At 60.6% G+C, this 25,017-nt stretch carries 27 protein-coding genes, 1 tRNA gene and 1 pseudogene; 16 read left to right on the plus strand and 13 right to left on the minus strand.

Going from position 1 to position 25,017, the window contains the following annotated elements; all coding sequences use genetic code 11:
- Positions 1-243: 243 nt before the first annotated feature.
- Positions 244-1,500, plus strand: coding sequence for a tyrosine-type recombinase/integrase (locus C5748_RS13365; protein ID WP_105742423.1), 1,257 nt, complete (start codon positions 244-246; stop codon positions 1,498-1,500).
- Here the strand turns inward: C5748_RS13365 and C5748_RS13370 are convergent.
- From C5748_RS13370 to C5748_RS13395, 5 genes are all read right to left on the minus strand, one after another.
- Entirely contained in the window at positions 1,475-1,849 is a 375-nt protein-coding gene (locus C5748_RS13370) for a helix-turn-helix transcriptional regulator (RefSeq protein WP_105742424.1), read from the minus strand. The two genes, C5748_RS13365 and C5748_RS13370, sit on opposite strands and share 26 nt — an antisense overlap.
- A gap of 668 nt (positions 1,850-2,517) precedes the next feature.
- Positions 2,518-2,601, minus strand: a tRNA-Leu gene (locus C5748_RS13375).
- Positions 2,602-2,902: 301 nt separating this feature from the next.
- Entirely contained in the window at positions 2,903-4,372 is a 1,470-nt protein-coding gene (locus C5748_RS13385) for an aldehyde dehydrogenase (protein WP_105742425.1), read from the minus strand.
- A gap of 2 nt (positions 4,373-4,374) precedes the next feature.
- Positions 4,375-4,983 (minus strand): flavodoxin family protein, encoded by a 609-nt coding sequence (locus C5748_RS13390; RefSeq protein ID WP_105742426.1) that lies wholly within the window; start codon positions 4,981-4,983, stop codon positions 4,375-4,377.
- 268 nt (positions 4,984-5,251) lie between these two features.
- Positions 5,252-6,184 (minus strand): LysR family transcriptional regulator, encoded by a 933-nt coding sequence (locus tag C5748_RS13395; protein ID WP_105742427.1) that lies wholly within the window; start codon positions 6,182-6,184, stop codon positions 5,252-5,254.
- Positions 6,185-6,346: 162 nt separating this feature from the next.
- Here C5748_RS13395 and C5748_RS13400 point away from each other — a divergent pair, with 162 nt between their 5' ends.
- Together C5748_RS13400 and C5748_RS13405 are read left to right on the plus strand one after the other, a co-directional pair.
- Positions 6,347-6,700 (plus strand): DoxX family protein, encoded by a 354-nt coding sequence (locus C5748_RS13400; RefSeq protein WP_105742428.1) that lies wholly within the window; start codon positions 6,347-6,349, stop codon positions 6,698-6,700.
- On the plus strand, positions 6,697-7,023 hold the full coding sequence (locus C5748_RS13405) for a DUF2218 domain-containing protein (RefSeq protein WP_105742429.1): 327 nt from the start codon (positions 6,697-6,699) through the stop codon (positions 7,021-7,023). The genes C5748_RS13400 and C5748_RS13405 overlap by 4 nt, the downstream gene beginning before the upstream one ends.
- 327 nt (positions 7,024-7,350) lie before the next feature.
- On the opposite strand, the gene C5748_RS13415 is transcribed toward C5748_RS13405, so the two are convergent.
- Positions 7,351-8,253, minus strand: coding sequence for a zinc-dependent alcohol dehydrogenase family protein (locus C5748_RS13415; protein WP_105742431.1), 903 nt, complete (start codon positions 8,251-8,253; stop codon positions 7,351-7,353).
- Between the two features lie 149 nt (positions 8,254-8,402).
- Between C5748_RS13415 and C5748_RS13420 the strand changes: the two genes are divergently transcribed.
- On the plus strand, positions 8,403-9,299 hold the full coding sequence (locus C5748_RS13420; protein ID WP_105742432.1) for a LysR family transcriptional regulator: 897 nt from the start codon (positions 8,403-8,405) through the stop codon (positions 9,297-9,299).
- Between the two features lie 649 nt (positions 9,300-9,948).
- Here the strand turns inward: C5748_RS13420 and C5748_RS13425 are convergent.
- Positions 9,949-10,842 (minus strand): LysR family transcriptional regulator, encoded by an 894-nt coding sequence (locus C5748_RS13425; protein WP_105742433.1) that lies wholly within the window; start codon positions 10,840-10,842, stop codon positions 9,949-9,951.
- A 107-nt stretch (positions 10,843-10,949) separates the two neighbouring features.
- Here C5748_RS13425 and C5748_RS13430 point away from each other — a divergent pair, with 107 nt between their 5' ends.
- The 5 genes and pseudogenes from C5748_RS13430 to C5748_RS29485 all read left to right on the plus strand — a co-directional run bounded on the left by C5748_RS13430 (position 10,950) and on the right by C5748_RS29485 (position 13,428).
- Entirely contained in the window at positions 10,950-11,813 is an 864-nt protein-coding gene (locus C5748_RS13430; protein WP_105742434.1) for an SDR family oxidoreductase, read from the plus strand.
- 38 nt (positions 11,814-11,851) lie between these two features.
- Positions 11,852-12,325 (plus strand): SRPBCC family protein, encoded by a 474-nt coding sequence (locus tag C5748_RS13435; protein ID WP_105742435.1) that lies wholly within the window; start codon positions 11,852-11,854, stop codon positions 12,323-12,325.
- A 39-nt stretch (positions 12,326-12,364) separates the two neighbouring features.
- Positions 12,365-12,823 (plus strand): annotated as a pseudogene (locus C5748_RS13440) (oxidoreductase); the annotation flags it as partial.
- 86 nt (positions 12,824-12,909) lie between these two features.
- A complete protein-coding gene (locus C5748_RS13445) occupies positions 12,910-13,128 on the plus strand; it encodes a hypothetical protein (protein ID WP_105742436.1) in 219 nt (72 codons plus the stop codon).
- A gap of 129 nt (positions 13,129-13,257) precedes the next feature.
- Positions 13,258-13,428: a DUF2000 family protein gene (locus C5748_RS29485; RefSeq protein WP_425350252.1), complete on the plus strand. Its 171-nt coding sequence runs from the start codon at positions 13,258-13,260 to the stop codon at positions 13,426-13,428.
- 26 nt (positions 13,429-13,454) lie between these two features.
- On the opposite strand, the gene C5748_RS13455 is transcribed toward C5748_RS29485, so the two are convergent.
- The gene (locus C5748_RS13455) at positions 13,455-14,126 is read right to left on the minus strand and encodes a TetR/AcrR family transcriptional regulator (RefSeq protein WP_105742437.1); all 672 of its coding nucleotides are present in this window, start codon (positions 14,124-14,126) and stop codon (positions 13,455-13,457) included.
- Positions 14,127-14,204: 78 nt separating this feature from the next.
- Here C5748_RS13455 and C5748_RS13460 point away from each other — a divergent pair, with 78 nt between their 5' ends.
- Positions 14,205-15,335 (plus strand): FAD-dependent oxidoreductase, encoded by a 1,131-nt coding sequence (locus C5748_RS13460; protein ID WP_105742438.1) that lies wholly within the window; start codon positions 14,205-14,207, stop codon positions 15,333-15,335.
- A gap of 136 nt (positions 15,336-15,471) precedes the next feature.
- Here the strand turns inward: C5748_RS13460 and C5748_RS13465 are convergent, their stop codons facing one another.
- From C5748_RS13465 to C5748_RS13475, 3 genes are all read right to left on the minus strand, one after another.
- Positions 15,472-16,008, minus strand: coding sequence for a TetR/AcrR family transcriptional regulator (locus tag C5748_RS13465; RefSeq protein ID WP_245429081.1), 537 nt, complete (start codon positions 16,006-16,008; stop codon positions 15,472-15,474).
- Positions 16,009-16,052: 44 nt separating this feature from the next.
- Positions 16,053-16,517 (minus strand): nuclear transport factor 2 family protein, encoded by a 465-nt coding sequence (locus C5748_RS13470; RefSeq protein ID WP_105742439.1) that lies wholly within the window; start codon positions 16,515-16,517, stop codon positions 16,053-16,055.
- Positions 16,518-16,753: 236 nt separating this feature from the next.
- Positions 16,754-17,653 (minus strand): LysR family transcriptional regulator, encoded by a 900-nt coding sequence (locus C5748_RS13475; protein ID WP_105742440.1) that lies wholly within the window; start codon positions 17,651-17,653, stop codon positions 16,754-16,756.
- Between the two features lie 89 nt (positions 17,654-17,742).
- Here C5748_RS13475 and C5748_RS13480 point away from each other — a divergent pair, with 89 nt between their 5' ends.
- From C5748_RS13480 to C5748_RS13490, 3 genes are read left to right on the plus strand one after another with little or no spacing between them, the layout of a single operon-like run.
- Entirely contained in the window at positions 17,743-18,504 is a 762-nt protein-coding gene (locus C5748_RS13480; RefSeq protein ID WP_105742441.1) for an SDR family NAD(P)-dependent oxidoreductase, read from the plus strand.
- A 51-nt stretch (positions 18,505-18,555) separates the two neighbouring features.
- Positions 18,556-18,723, plus strand: a complete 168-nt coding sequence (locus C5748_RS28590) for an SDR family NAD(P)-dependent oxidoreductase (RefSeq protein ID WP_199194791.1) — start codon at positions 18,556-18,558, stop codon at positions 18,721-18,723.
- Complete coding sequence (locus C5748_RS13490) at positions 18,690-18,992, plus strand: hypothetical protein (RefSeq protein ID WP_158259855.1); 303 nt, start codon at positions 18,690-18,692, stop codon at positions 18,990-18,992. Before C5748_RS28590 ends, C5748_RS13490 begins: the two co-directional genes overlap by 34 nt.
- Before the next feature lie 273 nt (positions 18,993-19,265).
- Here the strand turns inward: C5748_RS13490 and C5748_RS13495 are convergent, their stop codons facing one another.
- On the minus strand, positions 19,266-20,207 hold the full coding sequence (locus tag C5748_RS13495; RefSeq protein ID WP_105742443.1) for a LysR family transcriptional regulator: 942 nt from the start codon (positions 20,205-20,207) through the stop codon (positions 19,266-19,268).
- 130 nt (positions 20,208-20,337) lie between these two features.
- On the opposite strand from C5748_RS13495, the gene C5748_RS13500 reads away from it, so the two are divergent.
- From C5748_RS13500 to C5748_RS13510, 3 genes are all read left to right on the plus strand, one after another.
- Positions 20,338-21,051: an SDR family NAD(P)-dependent oxidoreductase gene (locus tag C5748_RS13500; protein ID WP_105742444.1), complete on the plus strand. Its 714-nt coding sequence runs from the start codon at positions 20,338-20,340 to the stop codon at positions 21,049-21,051.
- A 70-nt stretch (positions 21,052-21,121) separates the two neighbouring features.
- Positions 21,122-22,096 (plus strand): amidohydrolase family protein, encoded by a 975-nt coding sequence (locus C5748_RS13505; protein WP_105742445.1) that lies wholly within the window; start codon positions 21,122-21,124, stop codon positions 22,094-22,096.
- Positions 22,097-22,425: 329 nt separating this feature from the next.
- Entirely contained in the window at positions 22,426-23,769 is a 1,344-nt protein-coding gene (locus tag C5748_RS13510; protein WP_199194788.1) for a serine hydrolase domain-containing protein, read from the plus strand.
- A 592-nt stretch (positions 23,770-24,361) separates the two neighbouring features.
- On the opposite strand, the gene C5748_RS13520 is transcribed toward C5748_RS13510, so the two are convergent.
- Positions 24,362-25,017 (minus strand): IS91 family transposase (locus C5748_RS13520; RefSeq protein ID WP_199194789.1); only part of this gene is annotated, 656 nt, incomplete at its 5' end.

The raw sequence follows: 25,017 nt of genomic DNA on the forward strand, positions 1-25,017 counted from the left end.
TGACGGTACTTTGTTAGAAGTGCTAGCTTCGATTGTTGCCGCTTACGGTGCCCGCGAAATGGCCGATAGGTATCGATAGTTCACAGAATTTTTTCTGGCCGACGGTTGCTAAAAACCCAGTAAAATCAATAGGCCAACTTTTTGACGGCCTCATTCGCGGCGCCTGGTGCGAAAATGAAAATTTTCTACAATAAAATCAAACGCTTATGGCAGAAAAAAATATTAAAGAGTGAGGCCATCCCCATGCTCACCGACCTGGCCATTAAGAGGCTGAAACCAAAAGACAAAATCTATAAGGTCACGGACCGTGACGGTATGTATGTTTCCATCGCCCTTTCGGGCAGGATCACGTTCCGATACGACTATCGGCTCAACGGCCGACGCGAGACCTTGACCCTTGGCCATTATGGCAATGACGGCATCACGCTCGCCGAAGCCCGCGAGCGTTGTATGGCCGCCCGCAAGCTGGTGGCTGAAGGGGTATCTCCCGCCCATGAGAGACAGCGCGAGAAGCGTCGCCAGGCCATTGCCCGGAACTTCGGCGCCGTCGGCACGCTATGGTTCAAGGAAGCTCGGATGGCCGAGAGCACTCGGTCGATGCGCAAGTCCATTTTCGATCGCGACATTCTCCCGGTTTGGAAAAATCGACTCCTGACGGAGATAGCGCCAGACGACCTTCGGCAGCTCTGCGCCAAGGTAAAGGAGCGGGGAGCGCCGGCCACTACCATCCATGTTCGTGACATCGTGAAACAGATTTTCGCCTTCGCCATCCTGCATGGGGAGAAGGTGCCGAACCCGGCCGATGAAGTTGGCCCCGCGTCGATCGCGACGTTTCAGCCCAAGGACCGGGCGCTTTCACCTATCGAGATCCGCATCATGCTCCAGCAGCTTGAGCATGTTCCGACCCTTCCGACCATTCGCCTTGGCCTCCGCCTGATCCTTCTCACAATGGTGAGAAAAAGCGAACTGCAGGATGCCGTATGGGATGAGGTCGATTTTGAGAATGCCGTCTGGACGATTCCGAAAGAGCGGATGAAGCGGTCGAAGGCGCACAACGTCTATCTGTCCCAACAGGCACTCGACATCCTGATTGCGCTTAAGACCTGCGCCGGTAACTCGCGCTATCTTCTGCCGTCACGCTACGACGCTGACGCACCGATGTCGCGGGCAACCTTCAACCGCATCACGACTGCTGTTGTTGTCCGCGCGAAAAAGCAGGAACTGCCGCTTGACCCCTTCACGGTCCACGATCTGCGTCGGACCGGATCTACGCTTTTGAACGAACTGGGCTTCAACCGCGACTGGATCGAAAAATGCCTCGCTCATGAGGAGGGCCGTTCGTCGCGCGGTGTTTACAACAAGGCCGAGTATGGGCCGCAGCGGCAGCACATGCTTCAAGAGTGGGCGGATATGATCGATTCCTGGGTGGAGGGCCGCAAACGCATCCCCACGCTCTTTCCTCCTACGATGCAGTTCATTCCGGCGGACGAGACTTCCTGACGGGTCGAGCCTTGCGTTTGCGAACATCCGGGCGGGGACGCTGTATGGTTTCCGTTTCCGACTCTCTTCGCTTCTCGTTGACCCACGCCTCGATCTCGGCCAAGTCCCACACCACACATCGCGGGGTTAGGAAGAAGCGTCTGGGAAACGCGCCGCGCTGCTCCATTTCGTAGATCGTCGTATCCGCGAGCGGCACGATCTTGCGCAGTTCCGGGCGACGTATCATCCGCTTGAAGAGAATCGGCGGCGGAGTGAATTTTGCTCCAGTCCCTTCGCTCTCATTTGTTTGACGAGGATGGCCAATCTGCAAGGGCGCGTTGCCTTTTCCCGCCTCCTGATCTGAAATCATGGTGCCTATTTCCCGCAGAAACTGAAACATCTTCTGTAACTGTAGGACTTCGATAGATATTGGAAGACGTTTGGCCTCTGTCGGCGGTAAGTAGGACACTATAGCGTAGAAATGGGACGGTTCTTAATGCCGACTGTTTCACGACCAGTCAGCCTTACACCGACCTGATGAAGCTCAATCGGCGATCAGTTCCAGTCTTTGCATCCTCTCACAGTATCCGCATCCCGATCCGATTCTCATGCTCGGCTCACACCGCCCATATGGACCTTCCCGGACGCGTCCCATCGGGAACGTGCCGGCCTTCCGCGCGCCGTTCCTGGTTGAGAAACAATTCAGACCCGGCGGATGGCGCCCCAAATACCTTTCTGCACCGCGATCGATGCGCACGACATCATTGTGGCCATTCGAGTCTCCAACCATCATCTTCAGGAACGGACGAGACCTTTCCAGATCAATTCGCCGACGACAGGTTCGCCAAGTTTCTCCACCAAGATCACTGCACGCTCCCGGAGGGCCGGCACCGTCCCGCCGGCCGCGGCGTTTCTCTCTGCTCTCAATCGATCGCGCTTACGCAACTTGGCGGAATTGGCAGGTCGAAGTTCGTATATTCTTCGACTCCGGCGAGCCCAACCGGACTCGAACTCGACACTGAATGGACTTGAAGAAGGTGGTGCGGGGGTCGGAATCGAACCGACACTCCCTTCGGAACCGGATCTTGAATCCGGCGCGTCTACCAGTTCCACCACACCCGCACATTTGCCGCCAATTCTAGCCGACGCTCTCTGCACCTATACTGCACCTAGAGCGAAAACCGAAGATCGTCAGCCCTTTTTTGAGAATTTCTGCGGTGCGCCGAAAGCTGCCGTACTCGGCAACGAGAATTGCATATCTCAGATACCGCAGATCAAAGACGAGATCCGGCACCGTCGCCACTCTTTTCGATTTTGGGAAATAGCGGCACCGACCTTGCTCAATCCTCAAATGTGCCGGACCAGGACGGCACTGATGGACATGAAAAGGGCCCGCGCCGAACGGGGGCGCGAGCCCTAAATGCTATTCTGCGATCGGGTAACGCGGCGCTTTGGACCCTTCGATCGTGATCCACTGCACCTCGGTCAGTTCTTCCATCCCGATCATGCCGCCGGACCGGCCGTATCCGCTGTCCTTGACGCCGCCGAAGGGGATCTGCGCCTCATCATCGAGCGTCGTCCCGTTGATGTGGCACATCCCGACGTCGAGGCGCTTCGCCAGATCGAGAGCGGACGTCACGTCGCGACTGAAGATGGCCGATGACAATCCGTAGTCGTTGTCGTTCGCCACCCGCAGCGCCTCTTCAGCGCCGTCGACGAATACGACCGAAGCGAGAGGCCCAAAGGACTCCTCCTGATAGACCCGCATCGCGGGGGTCACGCCGCTCAACACCGTGGGTGCGAAGCAGCGTCCATCGGCCGTGCCGCCTGCAAGCAGCCGCGCGCCGGACGCGACCGCATCATCGACCAATTCCTTCAGCCGCTTGACGGAGGCGTCATTGATCACCGGGCCAAGCACGATGTCGCTCTTGCGGGGATCACCGTAGGCGACTTTCCTGGCCACGGCGGCAAGTCGATCGCAGAATTCCTCTGCAATCGATTTGTCGACGATGATGCGCTCGGTCGACAGGCATCCCTGACCAGAATTGGCGAAGGAGCCAAACGCTGCTGCGCTGACCGCCCGGTCGAGATCGGCATCGGCCAGAACGATGCACGGCGCCTTGCCGCCGAGCTCCAGCACCACCTTCTTGAGGTGGGCGGCGCATTTCTCGGCGATGATCCGGCCGACGCGGGTCGAACCGGTGAAATGCACCCGGCGCACGAGAGGATGAGCGATCAGCGCCTCGACCACGCCGCTGGCATCTTCGGGCGCGTTCGTGATGAGGTTGACAACGCCAGGCGGAAAGCCGGCGTCCTCGAAGCACGCGGCGACAAGCCCATGCGTGCGCGGCGTCTGCTCCGACGCCTTGATGGCGACCGTGTTGCCAAGGACCAGCGCCGCCGGGACCGACGCCCCGACCAACAGGACAGGCGCATTCCACGGCACGATGCTCGCAACCACGCCGGCGGGCTTGCGAATGGCGATCATGGTGCGTGCCGGATTGTCCGAGGGAATCGCCTCTCCCGTCAGTCCCTGGTAGGCAGCGCCGGCCGCGTAGCGAAGCTTCTCGGCAAGAACCTTGACGTTGTATTTGCCCCACGCGGTCGGCCCGCCCATCTCATGCGTGACCGCCTCGCACAGCTCATCGAGCCGCGCTTCGACGGCCTCCGCGGCCGCCATAAGGTATCGCCGCCGCTCACTTGGTGCCAGCGCGGCCCACCCGCCAAAGGCTTGATGCGCCGCCGCAACAGCCCGGTCGACGTCGTCGACCGTCGCTGCCGCCGCCCGCGTCGCCACCTGCCCGGTGAACGGGTTGAGGGATTCGTAGATTCCTCCGTTCTCCGCTGCGGTCCATCGCCCGCCGATCAGCAAATTCTGGGCGCCAATATCCATGGTCAAACCTCCTCAGGCCGTGAAGGATTTGACCCGGCACTCAGGCCGGCAGCGAACTGACGGGCGACTTGCGACACGCGTGCGCCATAGAGGCGGGCGGTCTCAAGATCGCCCACCGACATTTCGCTCGGAGCAGCGTCGGCGTCGGACTGCGCCATCGGCGCGATGTACGAGCCCATCCGGTTCGGATCGTCGCGCTTCGAGGCCTTCACGTTAGCGGGCTTGATCGCGAGGCTGACCCACAAGCCACCGTGCTGCCCGGCGAGGAGCACGAAGTACTGAAGCGTGTTGAGCTTATCGCCGTTGATGCTGGCGCTGTTGGTGAAGCCGCCGAAGATCTTGTCCTTCCACTTGTCGGCGAACCAGGGCTTGGAGGAGGTGTCAGCGAACTTTTTGAATTGCCAGCTCGGACCTCCCATGTAGGTCGGCGCACCGAAGATGATCGCGTCTGCAGCATCAAGCGCTGCCCATCCTTCATCCGAAAGATTCCCTTCGGCATCGATGGCCAGCAGCGTTCCGCCGGCGCCCTCGGCGACGGCTTCGGCCATCCGATGCGTGTGGCCATAGCCGGAGTGATAGACGACGACCGTGTTGATTGCTGGCGTGTTCATATTGGCCTCCTGGGGCGTTGTTGTTTCGACCCGAGACAGGCTCACTGATCGGGCATCTTCAGCTCCGATCTAATATTTTCTTAATCCGGTATAAATCCCATCAATCAGAACGGATTGTTTCTCATATCTCGACCAATGAGCTTGGCGTCCGGCTCGACGCCATAGCGTCTGGACGTTTTGGAAAGGCGGCGATCACGCTCAAACGGCATCTGGCGATATGTTGCCCAGCCGGTGGGAGTCCTTCTACGCTGGCGTCATTCCCTCGCGATCACATCGAGGCGCGCGGGCTTGAACTTCCATCCAGGTACGGCGCCATCGTCGCCTCGATCCAGGACATGAGGGCGCGCACCCGCCGCGACATGTTTCGACGATGCGCCACCACGAACCAGACTTGCAGCGGCTCAGGCGGAAGATCAGGTAAAATCTGCACCATCTCGCCGCTCTCGAAATAGGGCGACATTGCCGCCAATCCCGCCTGGACAAGACCCACGCCAGCGACTCCCGCTGCGTGATAAGTTTGGACGCTGTTGACACCCAGCGCGCCCGGGAGCGCCAGCGACGAGTAACTGTCCCCGTCCGGATACTCCCAGCCGAACGGCTTCGATCCCAGCGTCGGCGTGTAATGAACGATGGCGTGGCCTTGGCTCACAAGGTCTTCGAGCGTGCGAGGCGTGCCGCGCCGGGCGAGATAGGCCGCACTCGCCGCATTGACCATCCGCAACGCGCCGATCGGACGCGCGATCAGGGTCTCATCGACAACCGGGCCGATCCGCACGACACAGTCGAAGCCTTCCTGGACGAGATCAACGCGCCGGTCCGTGCTCGATATCTCCAGTTCGAGTTCTGGATGCGCCGCCATGAATTGCGGGATGGCAGGGATGAGGGTCGAGCGCGCAAGTTCGGTGGGCAGATCGACACGCAGTCTGCCGCGTAGCGAGGTGTGCTCGCTCGCAAACATGGTCCGAAGATCTTCGGCGTCTGCAAGCAGGTCTCGGGCACGGGTGTAGAACGCACGGCCATCTTCAGTCAGTTGAACCGCGCGGGTTGTCCGATGGAGCAGCGCTGCACCAACGTCCGCTTCAAGCTGGCGTACCGCGGTCGAGACGCGGCCCTTGTGAATGCCAAGGCTCTTCGCGGCCTTCGTGAAGCTCGCCATCTCGGCGACCCGAGCAAAAATCCGGAGCGCATCTAAATCTTGCATTGTCGTCCTTCCGAGAAACAGTCCGTTCGTGATGCACTCCTTTATATCAGTATTTTGAAACAGCATATCCACTCGAGAGACGACTGAGTGCTCGTTTAGGGCTGGATAGGTCCGAATAAGCGCCCGCCCTGCGGACCTGCCGCCAACAGAAGGACAGTGAGTGTGAACAAGTTTGCTTGGCGCCGGATCCTGGCATGGGCCGTGTCGGCCTTCTTCGTTCTTGGCGGCGCGATGAACATAGCTGCGCCCGCATCCATCGTGGCGGACTACGCCCGCTGGGGATATCCCGCATGGTTTCACTACATCACGGGAGCGCTCGAGTTGCTTTGCGCGGGCCTCCTCCTGCCGCGCAAGACCCGGGCGGCCGGCGCCGTACTCGGGGCGCTTGTTATGGGCTCGGCCGTCCTGACTCTCGCGGTGCACGGCGAGTGGACGCATGTAGTGCTGCCGGCGGCGGTGCTGATCGCCTTGGCGGCAACGCGCTTCCGCAACCGGGATGGTGAGAGCCTGACATGAAGGCCGCACCGTACGTCGCCGCTGCCGACGTTCCGACATCTAACGGAAGCAAATACCTTCAGCAGCTATACAAGCATGGGTCGCACAGCCTTACGGCAACGTTCACCGCCCAGCATGGCGCGATCGTCTTTCCGAAGGACGCGCGCGGAAGCACTTTTCCAGGCGACGGCCTCGCAATCCTCGACGCTCGCGCGGGAGAGCTCATCGCGCGGATCGAGGCGACCACACCGGAACAACGGGATCATCTCAAGGGCGTCGTCGCGCGCCATCTCGACCGCCAGCCTATCTATCTGAAATCATTGAAATGGGGTTCTCATAATTAAGTGCCAAGTGACAGCCGGCGCGACCGGCGATCGGGAAATGCTGCGATCCACAGCCGAGGCATTGGTGGTTTTTGAGACATTGGTATAGGTGATCCAACTGCAGACTGCGGCATCTTCTATTCGGCTACGTCGATGACGATCTTCCCAAATGCTCCTCGATCTAAATGGTCGAAGGCTGCTGGAAGATCGACCAGAGAATAGCAAGAATCAACAACAGGGACGATACGTGTCTGATCGATCACTCTACAGCATCGGCCCGAAAATCGGAATCGATTTTCGGAAAGCACGATGCGCAGATTCAATAACTTACAGCGTCCTTTGTGCGTCCTAAAGGACGCACGGCGCTGTAGCGAAGCCCTCCAGCGCCGTTCTGCTCCCGGTTCCAATGCCGTGAACAGTTATGTCCTTGAGCATCAAGGGCATAGCTGGTGCACTGATGTCCCAGCCGTCGAGCGCGCCGATCTGACAGACATGACCGCCAACCGTCGTGACCTGGATGGATTGCCCGAGATGCTTGCCGCCAATAACCTCCAGGGCGACGTCCACGCCTCGGTCCGAAGTTAACTGGTAGACGGTTTCCATCCAGTCGGTGTCTGCGTCGATGAAGTGGTCTGCGCCCTGAGCCTTCGCGCGGCACTCGTATTCAGGTTGACCACAGACGATCACTCTCGCACCGTTAGCTTTTGCGATCTGCATACCGAACAGAGCAACGCCGCCAGTGCTCGGGATTAGGACTGTATCGCCAGCTCGGACTCCCGCCCGCTCGACCAGCGCAAACCAGGCCGTGAGGCCAGCCACTGGAAGTGTGCAAGCCTGCCGGGTAGTCAGTGTCTCAGGTGCCGAGACAAACCAGTCTTCCAGCATCGAGACGTACTCGGCGAGCACACCCGGATAAAAACCACCCAAAGTCTGATAGGCAGGCGTTCGGGCAGTACCCGCGCGCAGACCGTCGATCCAGTCTGGCGTTGCCGTCGAGATCACGTTCGATCCCAGCCTGAACCGGGCAGCGCCCTCTCCGAGAGCAACGACTTCACCGGCAAGGTCCGAGCCGGGCGTGAATGGGAACTTGAGAGGAAGTCCGCGCCCTGTCTCGACGACCATCTTGTCGCGGTAATTCAGCGCGACCGCGTTCACTTTTATCAAAACCTCTTTCGGACCAGGTCTCGGCACCTCGACATCGTTTAGTCTGAGGCGCTGCCTACCAATTGCATCAATTTCCCAGCGTTTCATCGTCGCATCTCCGCTCGTTCCGGAAGGCGATTGCGGTCCCGATATTGTATCGGGTCTCTCCATCCGTCTTCTGGCACAGATATGCAGCATGGCGATTGTGATTGAATATGGTATCAATTCGGCATGAGGTATTGCTTTTAAGGATCACAATGGACGGGGCGGAATTTTCCCAACTCAAGGCCTTCGTCGCAGTCTGCGACGAGCGGGCATTCGGGCGCGCTGCAAAACGGCTGGCGATATCGCCGTCGGCGCTGAGCCGCACCGTCCGCTCGTTGGAGAGCCGCCTCGGCATACGCCTCCTCAATCGAACAACGCGCAGTGTCGGTCTGACGGAAGCGGGAAGCATCCTCTACGATCGCATCAAGCCGATGATGATGGGGATGGACGAGGCTGTGTCGGCGGTCGGAGCCTATCAGAGTGAGCCGAAGGGCGTGGTTCGTGTCAATCTACCGAGCATTGCCGCGCAGATTGCGGTCCTGCCAAGACTGCAGCAGTTCCGTCTTGCCTATCCGGAGGTCCGCCTTGATCTCGTGGTAGACAACGATATCACGGATGTCGTTGCAGAAGGTTTCGATGCAGGCGTTCGGATTGGCGGGCAAATCAGCCGCGATATGATCGCGGTGCGCATTACCCGCGATCTGCGAATGGCGGTTGTGGGCGCACCCTCGTATTTTGCCAATCGGCCGCCGCCTCAGGCTCCGGCCGATCTGAAGGACCACTTTTGCCTCACATACAAATGGAAAAGCACTGGAGCCCTGTACCCATGGCGGTTCGAAGGTGTCGATGGCGTCCTCGATGTTGATGTCGAGAACGTACTGACCATAAACGATACGGAGCTACTGCTTTCAGCGGCTCGTCAGGGGATTGGATTGGCCTACCTCATTGAGGACCTGGTGGGGCCCTTCGTGGAAAATAAGGAACTCATGCAAGTCCTCGAACCGTTTTGCAAAGTTTTCCCCGGCTTCTACCTCTATTATTCGGAACGCTCTCACATGGCCGCATCTGTTCGGGCATTCATCGACTTTATGAAAGTCAGGGGCTTTTAGGTTATCGGCCGACGCGAAAGATCGTTTCAACCAGCTTTGCAGAAGAAAACGGACATCAATAGATGGCCGCTTTTCATGCAATCATGCCATCTCTCTCACGGCGGTCGTGTTCATAACGGCCGAACTCGCTTGGTCAATGTGCGATAAAAACAGCGCTTACGGATTATCGCACCGAGGCGCGTGTTCTGGCCGTTCATCCCCGCGTCAGCTGGCAGGGTTGCCACGACCGGTTCGAGGAATTGCGCTATACTGCCGAAACAAGGAAGTAGAAGGCCCCAGTGCCGCGCGTCAGAATTTCAGCGCTTCTTGGACAGAGCGTCGACGCGCTCCGGAAAAACCAGCTAATGCGACATGGCGGTTGGCATGTTTAACTTGCGCCAGAACTTCGGACCTGGGCTGGACACGGATGAATGTGTCGTTTGATCAGAAAACTAGAACGATCAGAAATCTCGTGTGGTTAGAGCATTGATTCCGTTCCGTTATCGAGACCTTTGAGTTTGATATCTGGCTCACGACAAAGTCGGCGCCGAAGCAACCGCCCAGGAGATCGAGCGAGGCGGGTCAATGATTTTGACCGTCCTTACCTGCACAGGTTTTGAACCCCGGACATGCCCAAGGTCGACTCCGCTGACATGGCAAGGACGGGTCATCATCTCCCGACGTAGGCCGCGAGTTCGTCGGGTGTCCCCTTCGGAAAAGCCTCCTTCAGGTGATCCAGGAACGCCGATACACGAGCACTCAGCAAACGGCGCGTGGGATAAAGAGTCCACAGCGCGATCTCTGATCCTTCCACATCACCCCAGCGCACCATCGTACCGGTGGCGAGGTCGTGACTTATGAGGGACACCGGAAGGCGCGCGGCGCCCACGCCCATTCGCACGGCGTCTCGGACCATGACGAGCGACGAAAGACTCAGCACCGGATTGACTGCGATTTTTGTCTTTCCGGTCGGTGTCACCATGCTCCACGCGTCGCCCTGGCCGGCTGGTCCACGCACCACGACCGGAATAGCGGAGCCGTCTTCCGGCGGCGTCAGGTCCGGGCTCGCTACGACGACCAGACGATCGTGCAGGAAGATGCGTCCGACCAGGCTTTCATCCGGCGCCGGATTGACCCGGATTACGAGGTCGTAGGCTTCCTCGATCATGTCGACGGATCGGTCCTCGGTCGTGACCTCGAGCCGGACCTCCGGGTATTTCAGTGTAAAGCTGGCGGCGACCTTCCCCATCGCTGTTTGCGAAAAGAGCAAAGGCGCGCTGATCCGCAACCTGCCGCGAGGGCTATGTCCGCCGGAGGCGATCGCCGTAGCCGTCTCGTCGAGTTCGGTGAGCAGCTGGCCTGTCCGCTCGAACAATGCCCGTCCTTCCTCCGTCAGCTTCAGGTCGCGTGCGCCCCGCTCGAACAGGCGAAGCTCAAGGCTGGCCTCAAGCTCGGCGACGCGGCGGGACAGTGTGGCCTTGGGGCGCCCCGCGGCTCGGGATGCCTTTCCGAAGCCGCCATGACGAGCGACCAGGTTGAAATCGGCGAGGGCAAGAAGATCCATGATCTGTTCCACTAGTGAGACGGTCTGTCCAGATATAGCGTCTATCGCATTAAATGTGGATCGCTAATTTGAGAACAAGCAAACAACTGAACTCAAGGAGCAACACCATGACCATTCTCGTAACCGGCGCGACCGGCAATGTCGGAAGCAATGTCGTCGAACAACTCGTCAAGCGCGGCGCCGATGTGCGCGCACTTGTTCGCGATCCGTCCAAGGCCAGCTTTGCGGCTAGCGTTCAAGTCGTTCAGGGCGACCTGCTCGACGTCGACTCGCTGCGGGGCGCTATGAAGGGCGTCTCCACGCTGTTCCTGCTGAACGGCGTCGTCGCCGACGAGTTCACCCAGGCGCTGATCGCGCTCAACGTCGCCCGCGAAGCCGGGATCGAGCGGATCGTCTATCTGTCGGTGATCCACAGCGACATCTACGTCAACGTGCCGCACTTCGCGGGCAAGTTCGGCGTCGAGCGAATGATCGAGCAGATGGGGCTCAGCGCCACCATCCTGCGCCCCGCCTATTACATGGACAACGAGATCACGATTAAAGACGTAATCACCGGCTACGGCATCTACCCGATGCCGATCGGCGACAAGGGCCTGGCGATGATCGACGCCCGCGATGTCGGCGAGATCGCCGCGATCGAGCTGATCCGCCGCGAGCGGTCCGCCACGCCGCTTCCACTCAACCGCATCAACCTGGTTGGACCCGACACGCTGACCGGCGCCAGCGCCGCCGCCATCTGGAGCGATGTCCTCGGCCGCACGATCGCCTATCCGGGCGACGACACCGCCGGGTTCGAGCAGAACATGCGCCAGTTCATGCCGGGCTGGATGGCGTTCGACATGCGCCTGATGGCCGAGCGCTTCATTACCGACGGCATGCTTCCCGAGGTTGGCGACGTTGACCGGCTGACCGCGCTGCTCGGCCGGCCGCTGCGCTCCTATCGCGATTACGTCGCGCAGATCGCCGGCTGACCGCTTCCATTCCCATCATCCCTACAAGGACCATTGCCATGATCTATTCGACCGCCACCGTCCCGGTGAACCCCGAAGGCGAAACCAAGCTCACCCGCGAGCAGGTCTGGAAGGGCCTCGAACTCAAGGCCCGCGACGCGCGCCTGTTCCTTCCGGCCGGCCTGTGCACCCGCTGCGACGTCACGGAGGAGAGCGCCACCCACTTCGTGCGCGACGCTACGATCGCCGGCGCCGACCTGCGCGAGATCATCACGCTCGAGCCGCAGCGCAAGGTCACCTTCTTCCAGGCCACCGGGCCGCGCGAAGGCGCCATCATCAACGAGCTGTTCGAGGACGAAGCGGGCGAGCTTCAGCTGAAATTCTATTGCTACCTCGGGCTGCGCGACAAGGCGCCGAACGGCCCCGAGGAACAGGCCGAGCAGGCGCAGTTCGACAGCGACAAGGGCTACAAGGCCGCCCTGCTATCCACACTGACGCGCACCCGCGAGATGCTCGCCGAAGGCAAGCTCTGATCCTCGCACCACCGCATCCACGAATTCAGGAGAACTCCCATGACCCAACTTTGGTCCCCAATTAAGCTTGGCAATTTGCAACTGCCCCATCGCCTCGCCATGGCGCCGATGACCCGCAGCCGGGCCAAGCCTGATGGCACCCCCGGCGACCTGGCGCCCGAATACTATTCGCAGCGCGCGACAATTGCCCTGCTGATCACCGAAGGCACCCAGCCGTCGGAGGACGGTCAGGGCTACCCGAACACGCCCGGGATTTACACCGACGAACATGTCGCCGGATGGCGCAAGGTGACGGACGCCGTCCATGCGGCCGGCGGCCGGTTGTTCGTCCAGTTCATGCATGTCGGCCGCAGGTCCCATCCGGAAAACACCGCGCATCATCGCCAGCCGGTCGCCCCTTCGGCGATCGCCCCGGGCGAAGACATGTTCACCAGCAAGGGCATGCTGCCGGTTCCGCAGCCCCGCGCGCTCACCACCGCCGAGGTTCGGCAGACCGTGGGACCTATTCGGCGATCAAGGCTGCCATCCACAACTACACGGAATCGCTCCGTGCGGTCCTGAAGGGCAAGATCGAGGTCATCGAGATGGTGCCGCCCGCGGTGCAGACGACCCTGACCCCCGGCCAGCAGGACAACGAACGCTTCATGCCGCTCGACACGTTCGCCGATCAGGTGATGGCGCGTTTCCAGCAGACGCCCACGCCGCGCGAGATCCTGGTGGAAGGCGTCGATTTCATGCGCAACGCCGAGGCCGAGGGCCGTTTCGACGATACGCTGGCGGCGATCAACCCGTTCCTCAAATAGCCGCAAGCGGCCGGGTCGCAATGGCGCGATCCGGCCATGGCTAGCAAGCTGCTGGGCCAGCCAATCATGATTCTGGCGGCTGACCGGGCCACGCTGCTCCGCGCGCGGCGGCAGGCGTAGGAGAGGGGCCTGACATGCGCCGCATATGTCGAGTCGATGTTCTCAACCGGGCACGACGCGGCCAACCGCGAGGCTTTCCTTTCCGAACCCGCGGAACAGCCGGCGTTGGTGGGCGTCGCGCTCCGTGGGCCCAGTAAGGGCGTGGACAAGGCGACCAAGGGAGCTAAGCTTCATCCGTGAGCTCGATTCACCTCGGGGCCGCCCGGTCAGCGGCTCGTATCGATCCCCGCGAGGATGAGGTCGATACCCGCCATGAACTGTTCGCGATCGTCGTGTACGGGAAGGAGCGGTGCGACTTGGTGGATGAATGGGTGCTGCTCAGGGTCGAGCTCCATCCATTTGGCTGCGACGGCTCTCAGGGCAGTCGTTCGATCGCTTCCGTCGCGAAAATGATGGGAGGCGACTGCATACTGCGCGGCAAGACCAAGCATGAAGCTCAGCAACGCCGTCGCGGCGTTGAAGCGCCCTTTCTCAGGGATGCCGAGCGCGACGACTTGCGTACCGAGCCCCTCCAGGATCCGCAAAACCGCATACTGAAACGGATTGCCCGATAGCTGCGCTCCGACCCAGGGATGGCTGTCGATCGCGTCGAATACCCCCAGGGCGAGGGCCCGGATAGCCTCCTGTGGAGACAGTCTTCCGACGTCCTGCGGTTCGAACTTGGCGATGACGTGATCGGTGGCGGCTGCAAGCAGTTCGTCCTTGTCGGCGACATGCCAGTAGATGGCGCCGCTGCCGGTCTTCAAGCGCCCGGCCAGCGCACGGAAGGTGAGGCCGGCAGCGCCCTCATTATCGAGAATGCTGATCGCGGCCTGCACGATCCTGTCCTTGGACAGAGCACTCCCACGCCGCCCCGGCCGTTGTGTGGAATCAGTCATGTCCCTTCTTGACATATCTGGAACGATGTTCCAATAGTGTGAGACTGGAACGGCGTTCCATTCATTTTGGAGTAAAGCATGACCTCTGTCACGATCATTGGTGCGGGCCTTGGTGGGCTGGTCCTCGCGCGCATCCTTCACCTCAATGGTATCCCGGCGACGATCTTCGAAGCCGACCCATCTGCTGATGCGCGGAAGCAAGGCGGCCAACTCGACATCCACCCCGAGGATGGTCAAGTCGCGCTCGCTGCTGCGGGTCTGACCGAAGCTTTTCAGGCGATCATCCATGAAGGCGGCCAAGCAACGCGACTGGTTGATGCCCAAGGCGTGTTGTTGTTCGAGCAGGGCGACGACGGCTCGGGCGGCCGTCCGGAGGTGCTGCGAGGGGACTTGCGTCGTATCCTTCTCGAGTCCTTGCCTCAAGACGCGGTTCAATGGGGGCACAAGCTCACTGCGGTCGCTCCGCTCGGTCGCGGGCAGCATGCCCTGACCTTCGAAGATGGAACGACCGTCACCAGCGATCTGCTCGTCGGTGCAGATGGTGCGTGGTCCAAAGTCCGCTCTCTGCTCTCGGATGCGGTGCCGGCGTATCTCGGCACGTCCTTCGTCGAAACGTGGCTCTTCGACGTTGATTTACGCCATCCCGCAACGGCTGAAATGGCGGGTGCGGGCGCCATGTTCGCGCTTGTGCCCGGTCAAGGCATCTTCATCCATCGTGAGGCCGGCGCCGTCCTCCACGCCTATATCGCGTTGACCCGCCCTCTCGACTGGTTCGGGACCATCGACTTTTCCGAGCCCGCGATCGCCAAGGGGCGGATTGCGGCCGAGTTCAAGGGGTGGGCGCCGGAACTCACTGCCCTCATCACCGCTGCGGACACTCCGCTGGTGCTGCGGCCGCTTCACGCCCTGCCGACAGGACATCGGTGGGCCCGGGTGCCCGGCGTGACGCTGATCGGCGACGCCGCACATCTCGCGCCGCCGGCAGGCGAGGGCGCGAATATGGCGCTGCTCGATGGTGCCGAACTCGCGGCCGCCATCGTGGCGCACCCGGACTCGGTCGAGGCGGCGCTCGCGGCCTTCGAAGCTGCGATGTTCCCCCGCGCCGAGGCTGCAGCCGCGGTTTCGCATGAGATCCTGGCGCTCTGCCTGGACGATCGAGCTCCTTTCGGGCTGATCGACTTCTTCCAAAGCGCAGCGCATCAGGCGTAAATCCAACTGCTCCGCTCCACCGAAACCTATCGCCGATACGGTTATCTGGAAACTGCTATCGGATAGCGGCAGAGAACGCAGCAGGCGGTTTGAACGGTTTTTGAGGATCATGTGCCGATGAATTGTACGGTGCTGGTCAGCGGGTGTGCCGCGCCAAGGCGTCAAGCAGCGCCGCTTCGTGGCGACGAACGATCCGCAAGAAGAGAGCTTCTTCACCCAGCGCCCGCGCCAGAACGATAGCGCCCTGGATACCGGACACGGTTTCCTCTGCGAGTTGCACGGCCAGCAGCGACGGAACCCCGCCGGATTGGACGCACCGGGCCAGCGCCGAGATCCAGCGGGCAAAGTAGGTCTTCACCCTGACTGCGAAAGCATCGCCAGAGGAGCCAAGACCGATCCAGCCCACAAGGCACACCCTGCCTCCGGATCGAAAATAGACCGTCACCTCCGCGGTCATGGTCCTGATCGCCGCTGCCGGGTCACGGGCCTGCTCCAATGGCGTGAAGATCGTCGTGACGAACCAGCGGTCTATGTCGGCAAGAACGGCATCCATCATCTCCTCCTTCCCGCCGGGGAAGAAGTTGTAGAGACTGCCCTTGCCGAGGCCAGTCGCCCGCGAGAGTATCGCCAGGCTCGCGCCCTCGAAGCCGTGTTTGCGGAACGCCTCTGCCAATGCCGGCAGGGCGTCGGTGCGGTCGGTCAGAGTGCGCTTGGTCTTCAGAGGCCAAGGTCGCTGAGGGAGGGATGGTCGTCTGGACGACGCCCAAGCGGCCAATGGAACTTGCGTTCGGCCTCCATGATCGGACGATCGTTGATCGAGGCAATACGGCGGGCCATCAGCCCGGCGTCGTCGAACTCCCAGTTCTCGTTCCCGTAGGATCGGAACCAGTTGCCGCTGTCGTCTCGCCACTCATAGGCGAACCGCACGGCGATCCTGTTGCCGTCGTGCGCCCACACCTCCTTGATGAGTCGGTAGTCCAACTCCTTCATCCACTTGCGCGTCAAAAAAGCGACGATCGCGTCGCGGCCGGTCAGGAACTCGCCCCTGTTCCGCCAGACGCTATCGAACGTGTAGGCCAGTGACACCTTCTCCGCATCGCGGCTGTTCCAGGCATCCTCGGCCATGCGGGCTTTCTGTGCCGCTGTTTCAGGGGTGAATGGGGGCAACGGCGGTCGAGACATGGTTACACCTAAAAGCTTGTTTGTACCGAATGGTACAACATCGCTGTATCTGGATCAACTCTATTCTCGCGATGGGGAGAACCAGCGCGGACACTACCAATTGTCTCGCCTGACGGGAAAGACAGGGCCGAGGGGCTTGGTCCGAGACGGCCCACTCTCCGGGAGACATTGGGCAAAGCTGCCCGCCGCAGCTTGTTGCCGACCTGTCCGATCGGATAGCAGTTTCGGGAACCTGCTTACCAGCGGTTCTCCTGCACATAACCGATGAACGCCTTTAGCGGCGCGGGCACATGGTCTCGCCCGTAATAGTATAGGAACGGTCCGCTGAAGCTCTGCCACCAAGGTTCCAGCACCGGTTGCAGCGCTCCGCTGTCAAGCGCCGGTCTCAACCAGTCTTCGAAGAGCTGCACGATGCCGCATCCGTCGATCGCAGCGGAGACAGCGAGGTCCATTGCGTTTACGTCTACCACCAAGGTTCCCGCGGGCTCGATACGTACGATCTCATCGTCGCGCTCGAACTCCCACATCGCCATTGCTCCGCTGCCGGACTTTCCCGGCAGGCAGGCATGGTCGAGGAGATCGTTGGGATGCCGTGGATTCCCATAGCGCGCCAGATAAGCAGGCGATGCAGCCGTCGCGAAGCGCTGCCTCTTTGGCCCGATCGGCACCGCGACCATGTTCTTGGTCAGCCGCTCGTCGTACCGGATGCCGGTATCGCAGCCGGCGGCGAGGATATCCACGAGCCCGTGCTCGACCACGACCTCGACGCGAACGTTCGGGAAGGCCGTCATGAAGCCCGGTATAATGCGCGGCAGCACGAGGCGTGCCGCGTTAACAGGCACGTTAAGGCGGACCGTGCCATTGGGTGTTTCGCGATGGTCGTTGGCGCGCTCGAGCGCTGCTTCAACGTCGGCCATTGCCATCTGTAACCGCTCAAGCAGGTGGGCGCCCGCCTCGGTGGGTACGACGCTTCGCGTTGTCCGATTGAGAAGACGGAGCCCCAGTTGATCTTCGAGCCGCTTCACGGCCCCGCTGAGACTGGACGCGCTGATGCCGGTCGCGTGAGCCGCATCGCGAAACCCGCCGGCCGTCGCGACTGCAACGAAGGCGCGTGCAGCAGATAAGTCAGTGGGCATTGTTCAAAAATCCGTACAGCATGTAATGTGATTAGCCTCTTATTCATCGCAATTGGGACGCCTATATCTCTTTTCGAAGGAGATCAACCATGACAGATACGAAGCGGATCGCGATCGTAACCGGCGGCAGCCGTGGCTTGGGCCGTAGCACCGTGCTCAGCCTAGCCCAGCGCGGAGTTCACAGCATTTTCACCTACAACTCGGCCGCTGACGACGCGGACAAGGTGGTCGCCGCTGTCGGAGAAGCCGGTGCAAAGGCAGTCGCGCTACAGCTCGACACCGGTGAAGTCGGATCGTTCGACGCGTTCATAGGTCGGGTGCGAGAAGCACTGACCACGCTTGGCGCGGACCGGTTCGATTACCTCGTCAACAACGCCGGTATGTCCGATCATACCAAGTTCACCGAACTGACCGAGGACGTGCTGGACCGCGTCTACGCGGTGAACTTCAAGGGTGTGGTCTTCCTGACGCAGAAGCTGTTGCCGCTCATCAACGACGGTGGCCGCATCGTGAACATATCCACCGGGCTCACGCGCTTCACCACGCCCGACACCATCCCATACGCCTCGCTCAAGGGAGCGATCGAGGTCTTCACGCACTACATGGCCAAGGAACTCGGGCCGCGTGGGATTACGGTCAATGCTGTCGCTCCGGGTGCGATCCAGACAGATTTCAGCGGCGGTGTCGTGCGCGATAACGCTGCCGTCAACGCGCAGGTGGCTTCGATGACGGCGCTCGGCCGACCTGGCTTGCCGGACGACATCGGTCTGCTGGTTGCCGCCCTTCTGTCCGAGAACACCCGCTGGGTGACCGGCCAGCGGATCGAGGCGTCCGGCGGCATGAACCTTTGAATTGAAAACGCGCGCTCACCGCTCGGCAGAGCGGTGGGCCGAGGAGCTCGCATGACCGATCTTACAGGAAAGGTGGCACTGGTCACCGGCTCAGCCCGCGGGCTTGGGCGAGCAATCGCTGAACGTTATGCTGCGCTCGGCGCAGCTATAGCCTCAGGCGAATGTTCGCACGCGCGATCAAGCTGGTGGCAGGCCGATCTGGCGAGCGTGGCTGCATGATCTCGACAGGGCTTCTCGCCAGCCATCCGGACCATCACGAACTGGCGGACGAACTTGCGGCGAGGCGCCGCGCGATGGCCGACCGGTTCGCCCAATATCTGGAACACTGGCTCCCGCCCGCCGATGCTGGCGACATGGCAGTCTTCCTCTGCACCGTCCTCCAGGGTTTGGCGGTGCATGCACGCGACGAAACTGGTGTGGGCAAACTCAGCGCTGTAGCTGCGATCGCGTGCGCAGGCGTCTTGTGCAGCGTAAAATCATGTCGATGAGCCGAGCGTATTGTGGAACAGCGCTGAAGCTCACCTGATCATTGGTCTACCGAAGGCGGGCGAGTCATGATCCACCTTCGCTCAGAGCGCGGGCGCAGCGTGTCAACGCGCTCGTAGAGTCCTGGTCTGACTGTAGCGTTCGCGCGGCACCTGCGCGGGACGAGTCGATTTCGAGTATGCAGTCCTGCCGATAGCCAAGGAGCGAACGAAGCGACCTCGGCGTAAGGCCGGGCGACATCGAAGCGACGGGAAGACTCGCGCCTTGCCTTACTGCTACTTCCCTATGAAACTGCCGTGGGAAAAGTGCTCACAGCACGCTGTCTTCACCATATCGCGCAGCCAGCGATGGGCTGGATCGGCATGCATGCGCGGATGCCACATCGCAGATATGAGAATTTCCGACGTCTGGACAGGAAGCTCGAAGCTGACCAGGTTTCCTATCTGCGGCTCGACGGCGATCATGGCACTTCCGACGCACGAACGCGGAACCAGTGCCACCAGGTCTGATCGGCGCGCCACACGTATTGCGTCCAAATGGCTTGGCACAACAGCGGCAATTCTTCGCTTGAGCCCAATTTTCTCGAGCGCTTCGTCGACTGGGCCCGTGAAGATCTCCTTCCGTGACGTAACAACATGATCGCACGCCGCATAGCGTTCCGGTGTCAAAGTACCGGTTAGCAATGGGTGTCCTTGTCGGGCCGCGCCCACGAACTTGTCACGAAAGAGAGACTGGGTCCTTACCTCCGGGGCAGATGCTCCCAGAACTCCGATCTCAAGATCGATCTGAGCTTCGCGCAATGGTGTTGGGTCTTTTGCAGGCTTAGATACGAAGCGTAGGCAAACGTGCGGCGCAATCTCTGCGATGGCAGTCAGCAAGGGAACAGAGAACAGTGCAACAAATCCCTCGCTGGCGCGTATCGTGAAGGTGCGATCCAGCAGCGCAAAGTCCAATTTTCCCGTTGGTTGGCTGAGAATCTTGCGTACGTGATGATGAAGCTGATGAACATCCTCTCGTATTTCAGTGGCTCGTGGCGTGGGCACGAGACCTCGACCGGCCCGCACGAGGAGCGGGTCGCCAGTTGCGGCTCGTAGCCGCGCCAGGGTCCGGCTCATTGCAGAGGAGCTCAAGCCGAGACGACGAGCCGCGCCCGTAACGCTGCCTTCGGTCAACAGCGCATCAAGCGCTGCGAGGAGGTTCAAGTCCAAAGTTTCCATCAGTCACTCTTACATCGCCTGTCGCAATTGGCATAGCGTCCCACGCAACAATACTGTGCGTCCTGTGCGTCTAGCGCCGGCTACGTAATGAGCTTATTGCTGCCTAGCCGAACAATGGAAGGGACCGCTGATGAGCTCAAATTCACCCGATGCAGGAGGTACGATCCTTATTATCGGAGCGTCACGTGGGATCGGCCACGCCATGGCCGCCCAGTTCCTCGGTAGGGGCTGGCATGTAATCGGAACTGTAAGGGCCGACGTCCGGAGCGACTTGCACGCTCTGGCAGATGATCACAACGGCCGGGTGGACATTGAGACTCTCGACATCAACGAGCCGGAGCAGAACAGCGAATTGCGAAATCGTCTCGCAGGCAGGGCACTCGACATACTATTCGTCAACGCGGGGACAACCACGCATGACGAGCATGTTCATATCGGACGGGTGAGCACAGAAGAGTTCACGCGCGTAATGGTCACTAACGCCTTGAGTCCGATGCGCGCCATCGAGGTTTTGCAGGACCTGGTTCCTGCAGATGGATTGATCGGTGTCATGTCATCAGGACAGGGCAGCATCAGCAATAACGAAAAAGGGATGCGGGAAGTCTATCGAGGCAGCAAAGCCGCGCTGAACATGCTCATGCGCAGCTTCGCAGCACGAGAAGCTGTGCCCGCGCGCGCGATGGTCCTGATGGCGCCGGGCTGGATCCGTACGGCTTTAGGTGGCCCGGATGCGCCGCTTACCATTGAGGAAGCAGTCCCCAAGGTCGTGGACGTTCTCCTTTCCCAGCGCGGGAAGTCCGGCCTGCGATTTCTCGACAGGGAGGGGAGCACGGTGCCGTGGTGAACGCCCGCGCAAGCTTTGCGGGCCTAGCGTTTAGCACCCCAAGCCTCGACGCTGCGCAGGAAGGCCGTCCGTGAAGCTGATCGGTATCGAAGAGCATTTCTTGACAGCCGAAGTGCGCAACATGTGGAGGCGGATCGGGTTGGAAGCGTCCGACCCCAGCGTCGCGATCCACTCGGGTGAGATTGAGACGCGTCTGCTCGATCTCGCCGAAGAACGTCTCGCACTGATGGATGAGACTGGTCTGGACGTCCAGGTCCTGTCGCTGACCACCCCTGCGCTCCATGACCTGGGGCCGGAGAGCGTGGCAATCGCGCAGCGCGTTAATGACGCCATAGCCGTAGTGGTTTCGAAGTTTCCCGCGCGGTTCCAGGCACTTGCTACGCTGCCAGTGACAATGCCGGACGAAGCGGCTCTAGAACTTGATCGTTGCATAACGACGCTGGGCTTCAAAGGAGCGATGCTGTGTGGACGGGTCGGAACGCAAAACCTCGACGACCCCAGGTTGTTGCCGATTTTTCAAAGCGCCGAAGCTTTGCAGGTGCCGATTCTACTTCACCCCCGCATCCCCGATATTTCCGTACGGAAAGCGTATTACTCTGGCTTCAAGCCTGAAGTCGACGCAGCCTTCTCAATGTACGGCCTTGGTTGGCACTATGATGCCGGAATTCAATTCGTTCGGCTCGTCCTCGCCGGCGCTTTCGATCGGATGCCAAACCTTCAGGTGATTCTGGGTCACTGGGGCGAACTGGTATTGTTCTATGCTGAGCGCCTCAGCGCTATGGATCGGGTATCCGGGCTCGAGCACCCGATCGCTACGTATTTGCGCCGAAACCTTTATATCACCGCGAGCGGCATCTTTTTGCCCCACTACCTCGAACGGGCGGTCAACATCGTTGGCGTTGATCGGCTGCTCTTTTCTACTGACTATCCTTACCAATACCGGGAGGGCCGAGCTGCGCGCTGTTTCCTTGAAAGCTGCGGTCTCGACGAAGCCGGAAAGAACGCGTTCGCGAACGGTAACTGGCTTCGTCTTACAGGTGACTAAGAAGACAGGGAAACGGCGGATATGCCGCTTTCAACGAAATCTCATCAGAGAGACTCACCGATTCGGCGCGGGCGGGGTTCCACCTCGGTGCTTGGAAGAAACCGATATCGACCTCAAGTGGGACCTTGGCTTAAAGCTGTTCGGTTGCCGGAAGCCGCCGTTGCATTTCCGCGCGGGGGGCACGAGCGCGCATCTCGCGGATGATGTCTTTTTGCGGTACAATTGCATCATCAATCCACGTTCCTGATGGCGGGCGTAAGCGTCTCCCCCGGCAAAGGCATCAGGGAGGCTGTCGACGGGAAAGCCCTAACTGGGTCGGAGGTTCATCAATGTCGTGGTTAACTGTTAGCGTCACCAGTCTTGCAGCGAGCGTCGTAATGGCAACCTTAGCGTCCACCGGGGCCTTAGCCCAAACAGCAACACTTTCGGCTCGGGAATCTGATCCGAAAGTGATGGGCTGGATGGTTGGTTTCCCCCCTCCAAAGAACAAAATCATCACGCAGCCAGATTCGGTCTACTTTAGCTTTCCGAAGCTGCGGTGGTCGGTTTGTCATATGCGCGAATTCCTTCCCACTGAACAGATCAGCCGGGGCCTCGGCGCCCCCTCCAGCATGGAATACTTGCCGCCCAGCGAGTTCGCGGACGAGCGGCAAGCCATCGACGCGCTGGAGTTCATGCCTATCGACGGCGATACGGACATGACTTGGGAGGGATCTCTCTACGCCAACTACACTGATGGCATGCTGATCCTGCACAAGGGTAGAGTAGTTTACGAGCGCTACTTCGGCTGCCTTGATGAGGCTGGAAAACACGCATCTATGTCGATGACTAAGTCGCTGACAGGTCTGCTGGCCCAGATCCTGGTGGCCGAGGGACAACTCGACGAAAACGCAGTGGTCATGGATATCATCCCCGAGATCAACGGGAGTGCATTCGCCAATGCCACCGTGCGGCAGGTGATGGATATGACCACGGGCCTTCGCTACTCCGAAGACTACTCTGACCCCAACGCTGACATCTGGGTCTATTCGGCTGCAGCGAACCCCCTTCCAAAGCCAGAGGATTACACTGGGCCTAACGGCTACTGGGAGTACCTTCAACAGGTGCAACCCGAAGGGAAGCACGGTGAGGCTTTCCACTATAAGACCGTTAACTCCGACATGCTGGGGTGGATCATTTCCCGCGTGTCCGGCAAAGCCGTTACCGAGCTCGCTTCCGAGCGGCTGTGGCGACCAATGGGTGCCGAACAGGACGCTTACATGAACGTGGACGGTCTTGGGGTGCCTTTCGCAGGAGGCGGGCTGAGCGCGGGGCTTCGCGATCTCGGTCGCCTGGGCCTCTTAATGCTGAACGAGGGGGTAATCGACGGGAAACGCCTGTTCCCGGCCTCGGTGGTTCAGAGAATCCGCGCGGGCGGCGACCCAGACAAATTCGGAACAAACTACCCTGCGTTGACTGGCGGCAGTTATACCAGCATGTGGTGGATATATCCTGGCAAGGACGAGGTTTTTGCCGCCCGCGGTGTCCATGGCCAGACGGTATATGTCGATCCCTCGGCGCAGATGGTTTTGGTGCGCTTCGCATCTTTTCCCAGACCTGAAAACCCACTTATTGATCCAACTTCGCTGCCAGCGTTCCAAGCCGTTGCGGACTACCTGAAAGCGAAGCGATGAGCACGACACGCCAATGGGAACCTCCTAAGCGCGCGCATGATGCGGTCAGATGAGGGGCTGCCGAGGGCCCTGAGAGTAAGTGACCTAGCGTTTGCGACAACCTGGAAGGAGCCCCCTACGGCATACGCTATCGCCGACGTGAGTGTTTACGCGGTACGTTAGCTTTTCTATTTGCGCTTAGCCCCAGTGCGCAATCAGACAGATGACCGCTTCTTCGCTCACTGATCCATAAGAAGACGGTCCGCAATCTGAAGGTTTTTCGATGCGGGCCGCACCGCGACGTTGGCCGCCGGCGTTGGCGTTGGCGGCCCGCGTTGACAAACCTTGGAAGGAGGAAGCCGCGGGGAGCTTGGTGGGACCTATGGGGAAAGCGCGCGGCCGCGGACGTCTGTTGGGGAATTGGCCGCTGACGGCAGAAGCAAACCGGCCGATCTGAGGGCCTGCGATGGCATGATCGGAAGCAGGTCTGACGGCTTCCTTGCTGTCGCGTTCGACGGTTTTGCGGTGTTCAGCGTTATGTGGCGCAAACCGATGCCACCCCGAAGCGCCGTGTCTTTCCGGGTTAGCTTTGGCCATTGTGACGGGCGCCTCGTCATGCTGCCTGCTCCCTTGGTGGGGCACGGGATCTCGGCTTCTGGCCGCGTCGGAAGATCTCGATAATGCGCATCGGACCGCCGCAGGCTGGGCATGGCTCGCGCAGCGTGAGCGGTACGATCTCGGCACCTGGCGGATCATCCTGTTTGGCCGCTTCCGTAGTGAGCACTGTGCGGATTTTTGCGATTGCGGCCTTGCGGCCTGCGCTGGCCAGAAATCCGTAATGACGGATGCGGTGGAAGCCGTCGGGCAGCACATGGATCAGGAAGCGGCGGATGAACTCGCCGGTGGCCAGCCGCATGACCTTTTGACGGTCGCCGTTCTTGAACCGGTAATCCTTCCAGCGGAAGGTGACCGTCTCGGCATCGGCGCTGATCAGGCGGTTGTTGGAGATGGCGACGCGATGGGTGTAGCGGCTGAGATAGGCCAGCACGGCCTCGGGGCCGCCGAAGGGAGGCTTGGCGTAGACCACCCATTCGGATGTGCGCAAGGGGGCAAGCCAGGCGGCGAAGGTGTCGGCTTCGGCCAGCCCGGCCAGATCACCGAAGAAGACCAGATCGCGTGCGCGATGCAACGCCAGCAGCCCTTCGATGAACACCCGTCGAAACAGCCGCGACAGGACCCGCACGGGCAGAAAGAACCCCGGACGGCAGG

The organism is Phyllobacterium phragmitis (assembly GCF_002980495.1).
Taxonomy (GTDB): Bacteria; Pseudomonadota; Alphaproteobacteria; order Rhizobiales; family Rhizobiaceae; genus Paramesorhizobium; species Paramesorhizobium phragmitis.

Excerpts from the sequence above, each read along its gene's own strand:
- C5748_RS13365 (WP_105742423.1), top strand. The coding sequence starts at position 244 with ATGCTCACCGACCTGGCCATTAAGAGGCTGAAACCAAAAGACAAAATC.
- C5748_RS13370 (WP_105742424.1), bottom strand. The coding sequence starts at position 1,849 with ATGATTTCAGATCAGGAGGCGGGAAAAGGCAACGCGCCCTTGCAGATT.
- C5748_RS13385 (WP_105742425.1), bottom strand. The coding sequence starts at position 4,372 with ATGGATATTGGCGCCCAGAATTTGCTGATCGGCGGGCGATGGACCGCA.
- C5748_RS13390 (WP_105742426.1), bottom strand. The coding sequence starts at position 4,983 with ATGAACACGCCAGCAATCAACACGGTCGTCGTCTATCACTCCGGCTAT.
- C5748_RS13395 (WP_105742427.1), bottom strand. The coding sequence starts at position 6,184 with ATGCAAGATTTAGATGCGCTCCGGATTTTTGCTCGGGTCGCCGAGATG.
- C5748_RS13405 (WP_105742429.1), top strand. The coding sequence starts at position 6,697 with ATGAAGGCCGCACCGTACGTCGCCGCTGCCGACGTTCCGACATCTAAC.
- C5748_RS13415 (WP_105742431.1), bottom strand. The coding sequence starts at position 8,253 with ATGAAACGCTGGGAAATTGATGCAATTGGTAGGCAGCGCCTCAGACTA.
- C5748_RS13420 (WP_105742432.1), top strand. The coding sequence starts at position 8,403 with ATGGACGGGGCGGAATTTTCCCAACTCAAGGCCTTCGTCGCAGTCTGC.
- C5748_RS13425 (WP_105742433.1), bottom strand. The coding sequence starts at position 10,842 with ATGGATCTTCTTGCCCTCGCCGATTTCAACCTGGTCGCTCGTCATGGC.
- C5748_RS13430 (WP_105742434.1), top strand. The coding sequence starts at position 10,950 with ATGACCATTCTCGTAACCGGCGCGACCGGCAATGTCGGAAGCAATGTC.
- C5748_RS13435 (WP_105742435.1), top strand. The coding sequence starts at position 11,852 with ATGATCTATTCGACCGCCACCGTCCCGGTGAACCCCGAAGGCGAAACC.
- C5748_RS13445 (WP_105742436.1), top strand. The coding sequence starts at position 12,910 with ATGGTGCCGCCCGCGGTGCAGACGACCCTGACCCCCGGCCAGCAGGAC.
- C5748_RS13455 (WP_105742437.1), bottom strand. The coding sequence starts at position 14,126 with ATGACTGATTCCACACAACGGCCGGGGCGGCGTGGGAGTGCTCTGTCC.
- C5748_RS13460 (WP_105742438.1), top strand. The coding sequence starts at position 14,205 with ATGACCTCTGTCACGATCATTGGTGCGGGCCTTGGTGGGCTGGTCCTC.
- C5748_RS13470 (WP_105742439.1), bottom strand. The coding sequence starts at position 16,517 with ATGTCTCGACCGCCGTTGCCCCCATTCACCCCTGAAACAGCGGCACAG.
- C5748_RS13475 (WP_105742440.1), bottom strand. The coding sequence starts at position 17,653 with ATGCCCACTGACTTATCTGCTGCACGCGCCTTCGTTGCAGTCGCGACG.
- C5748_RS13480 (WP_105742441.1), top strand. The coding sequence starts at position 17,743 with ATGACAGATACGAAGCGGATCGCGATCGTAACCGGCGGCAGCCGTGGC.
- C5748_RS28590 (WP_199194791.1), top strand. The coding sequence starts at position 18,556 with ATGACCGATCTTACAGGAAAGGTGGCACTGGTCACCGGCTCAGCCCGC.
- C5748_RS13495 (WP_105742443.1), bottom strand. The coding sequence starts at position 20,207 with ATGGAAACTTTGGACTTGAACCTCCTCGCAGCGCTTGATGCGCTGTTG.
- C5748_RS13500 (WP_105742444.1), top strand. The coding sequence starts at position 20,338 with ATGAGCTCAAATTCACCCGATGCAGGAGGTACGATCCTTATTATCGGA.
- C5748_RS13510 (WP_199194788.1), top strand. The coding sequence starts at position 22,426 with ATGTCGTGGTTAACTGTTAGCGTCACCAGTCTTGCAGCGAGCGTCGTA.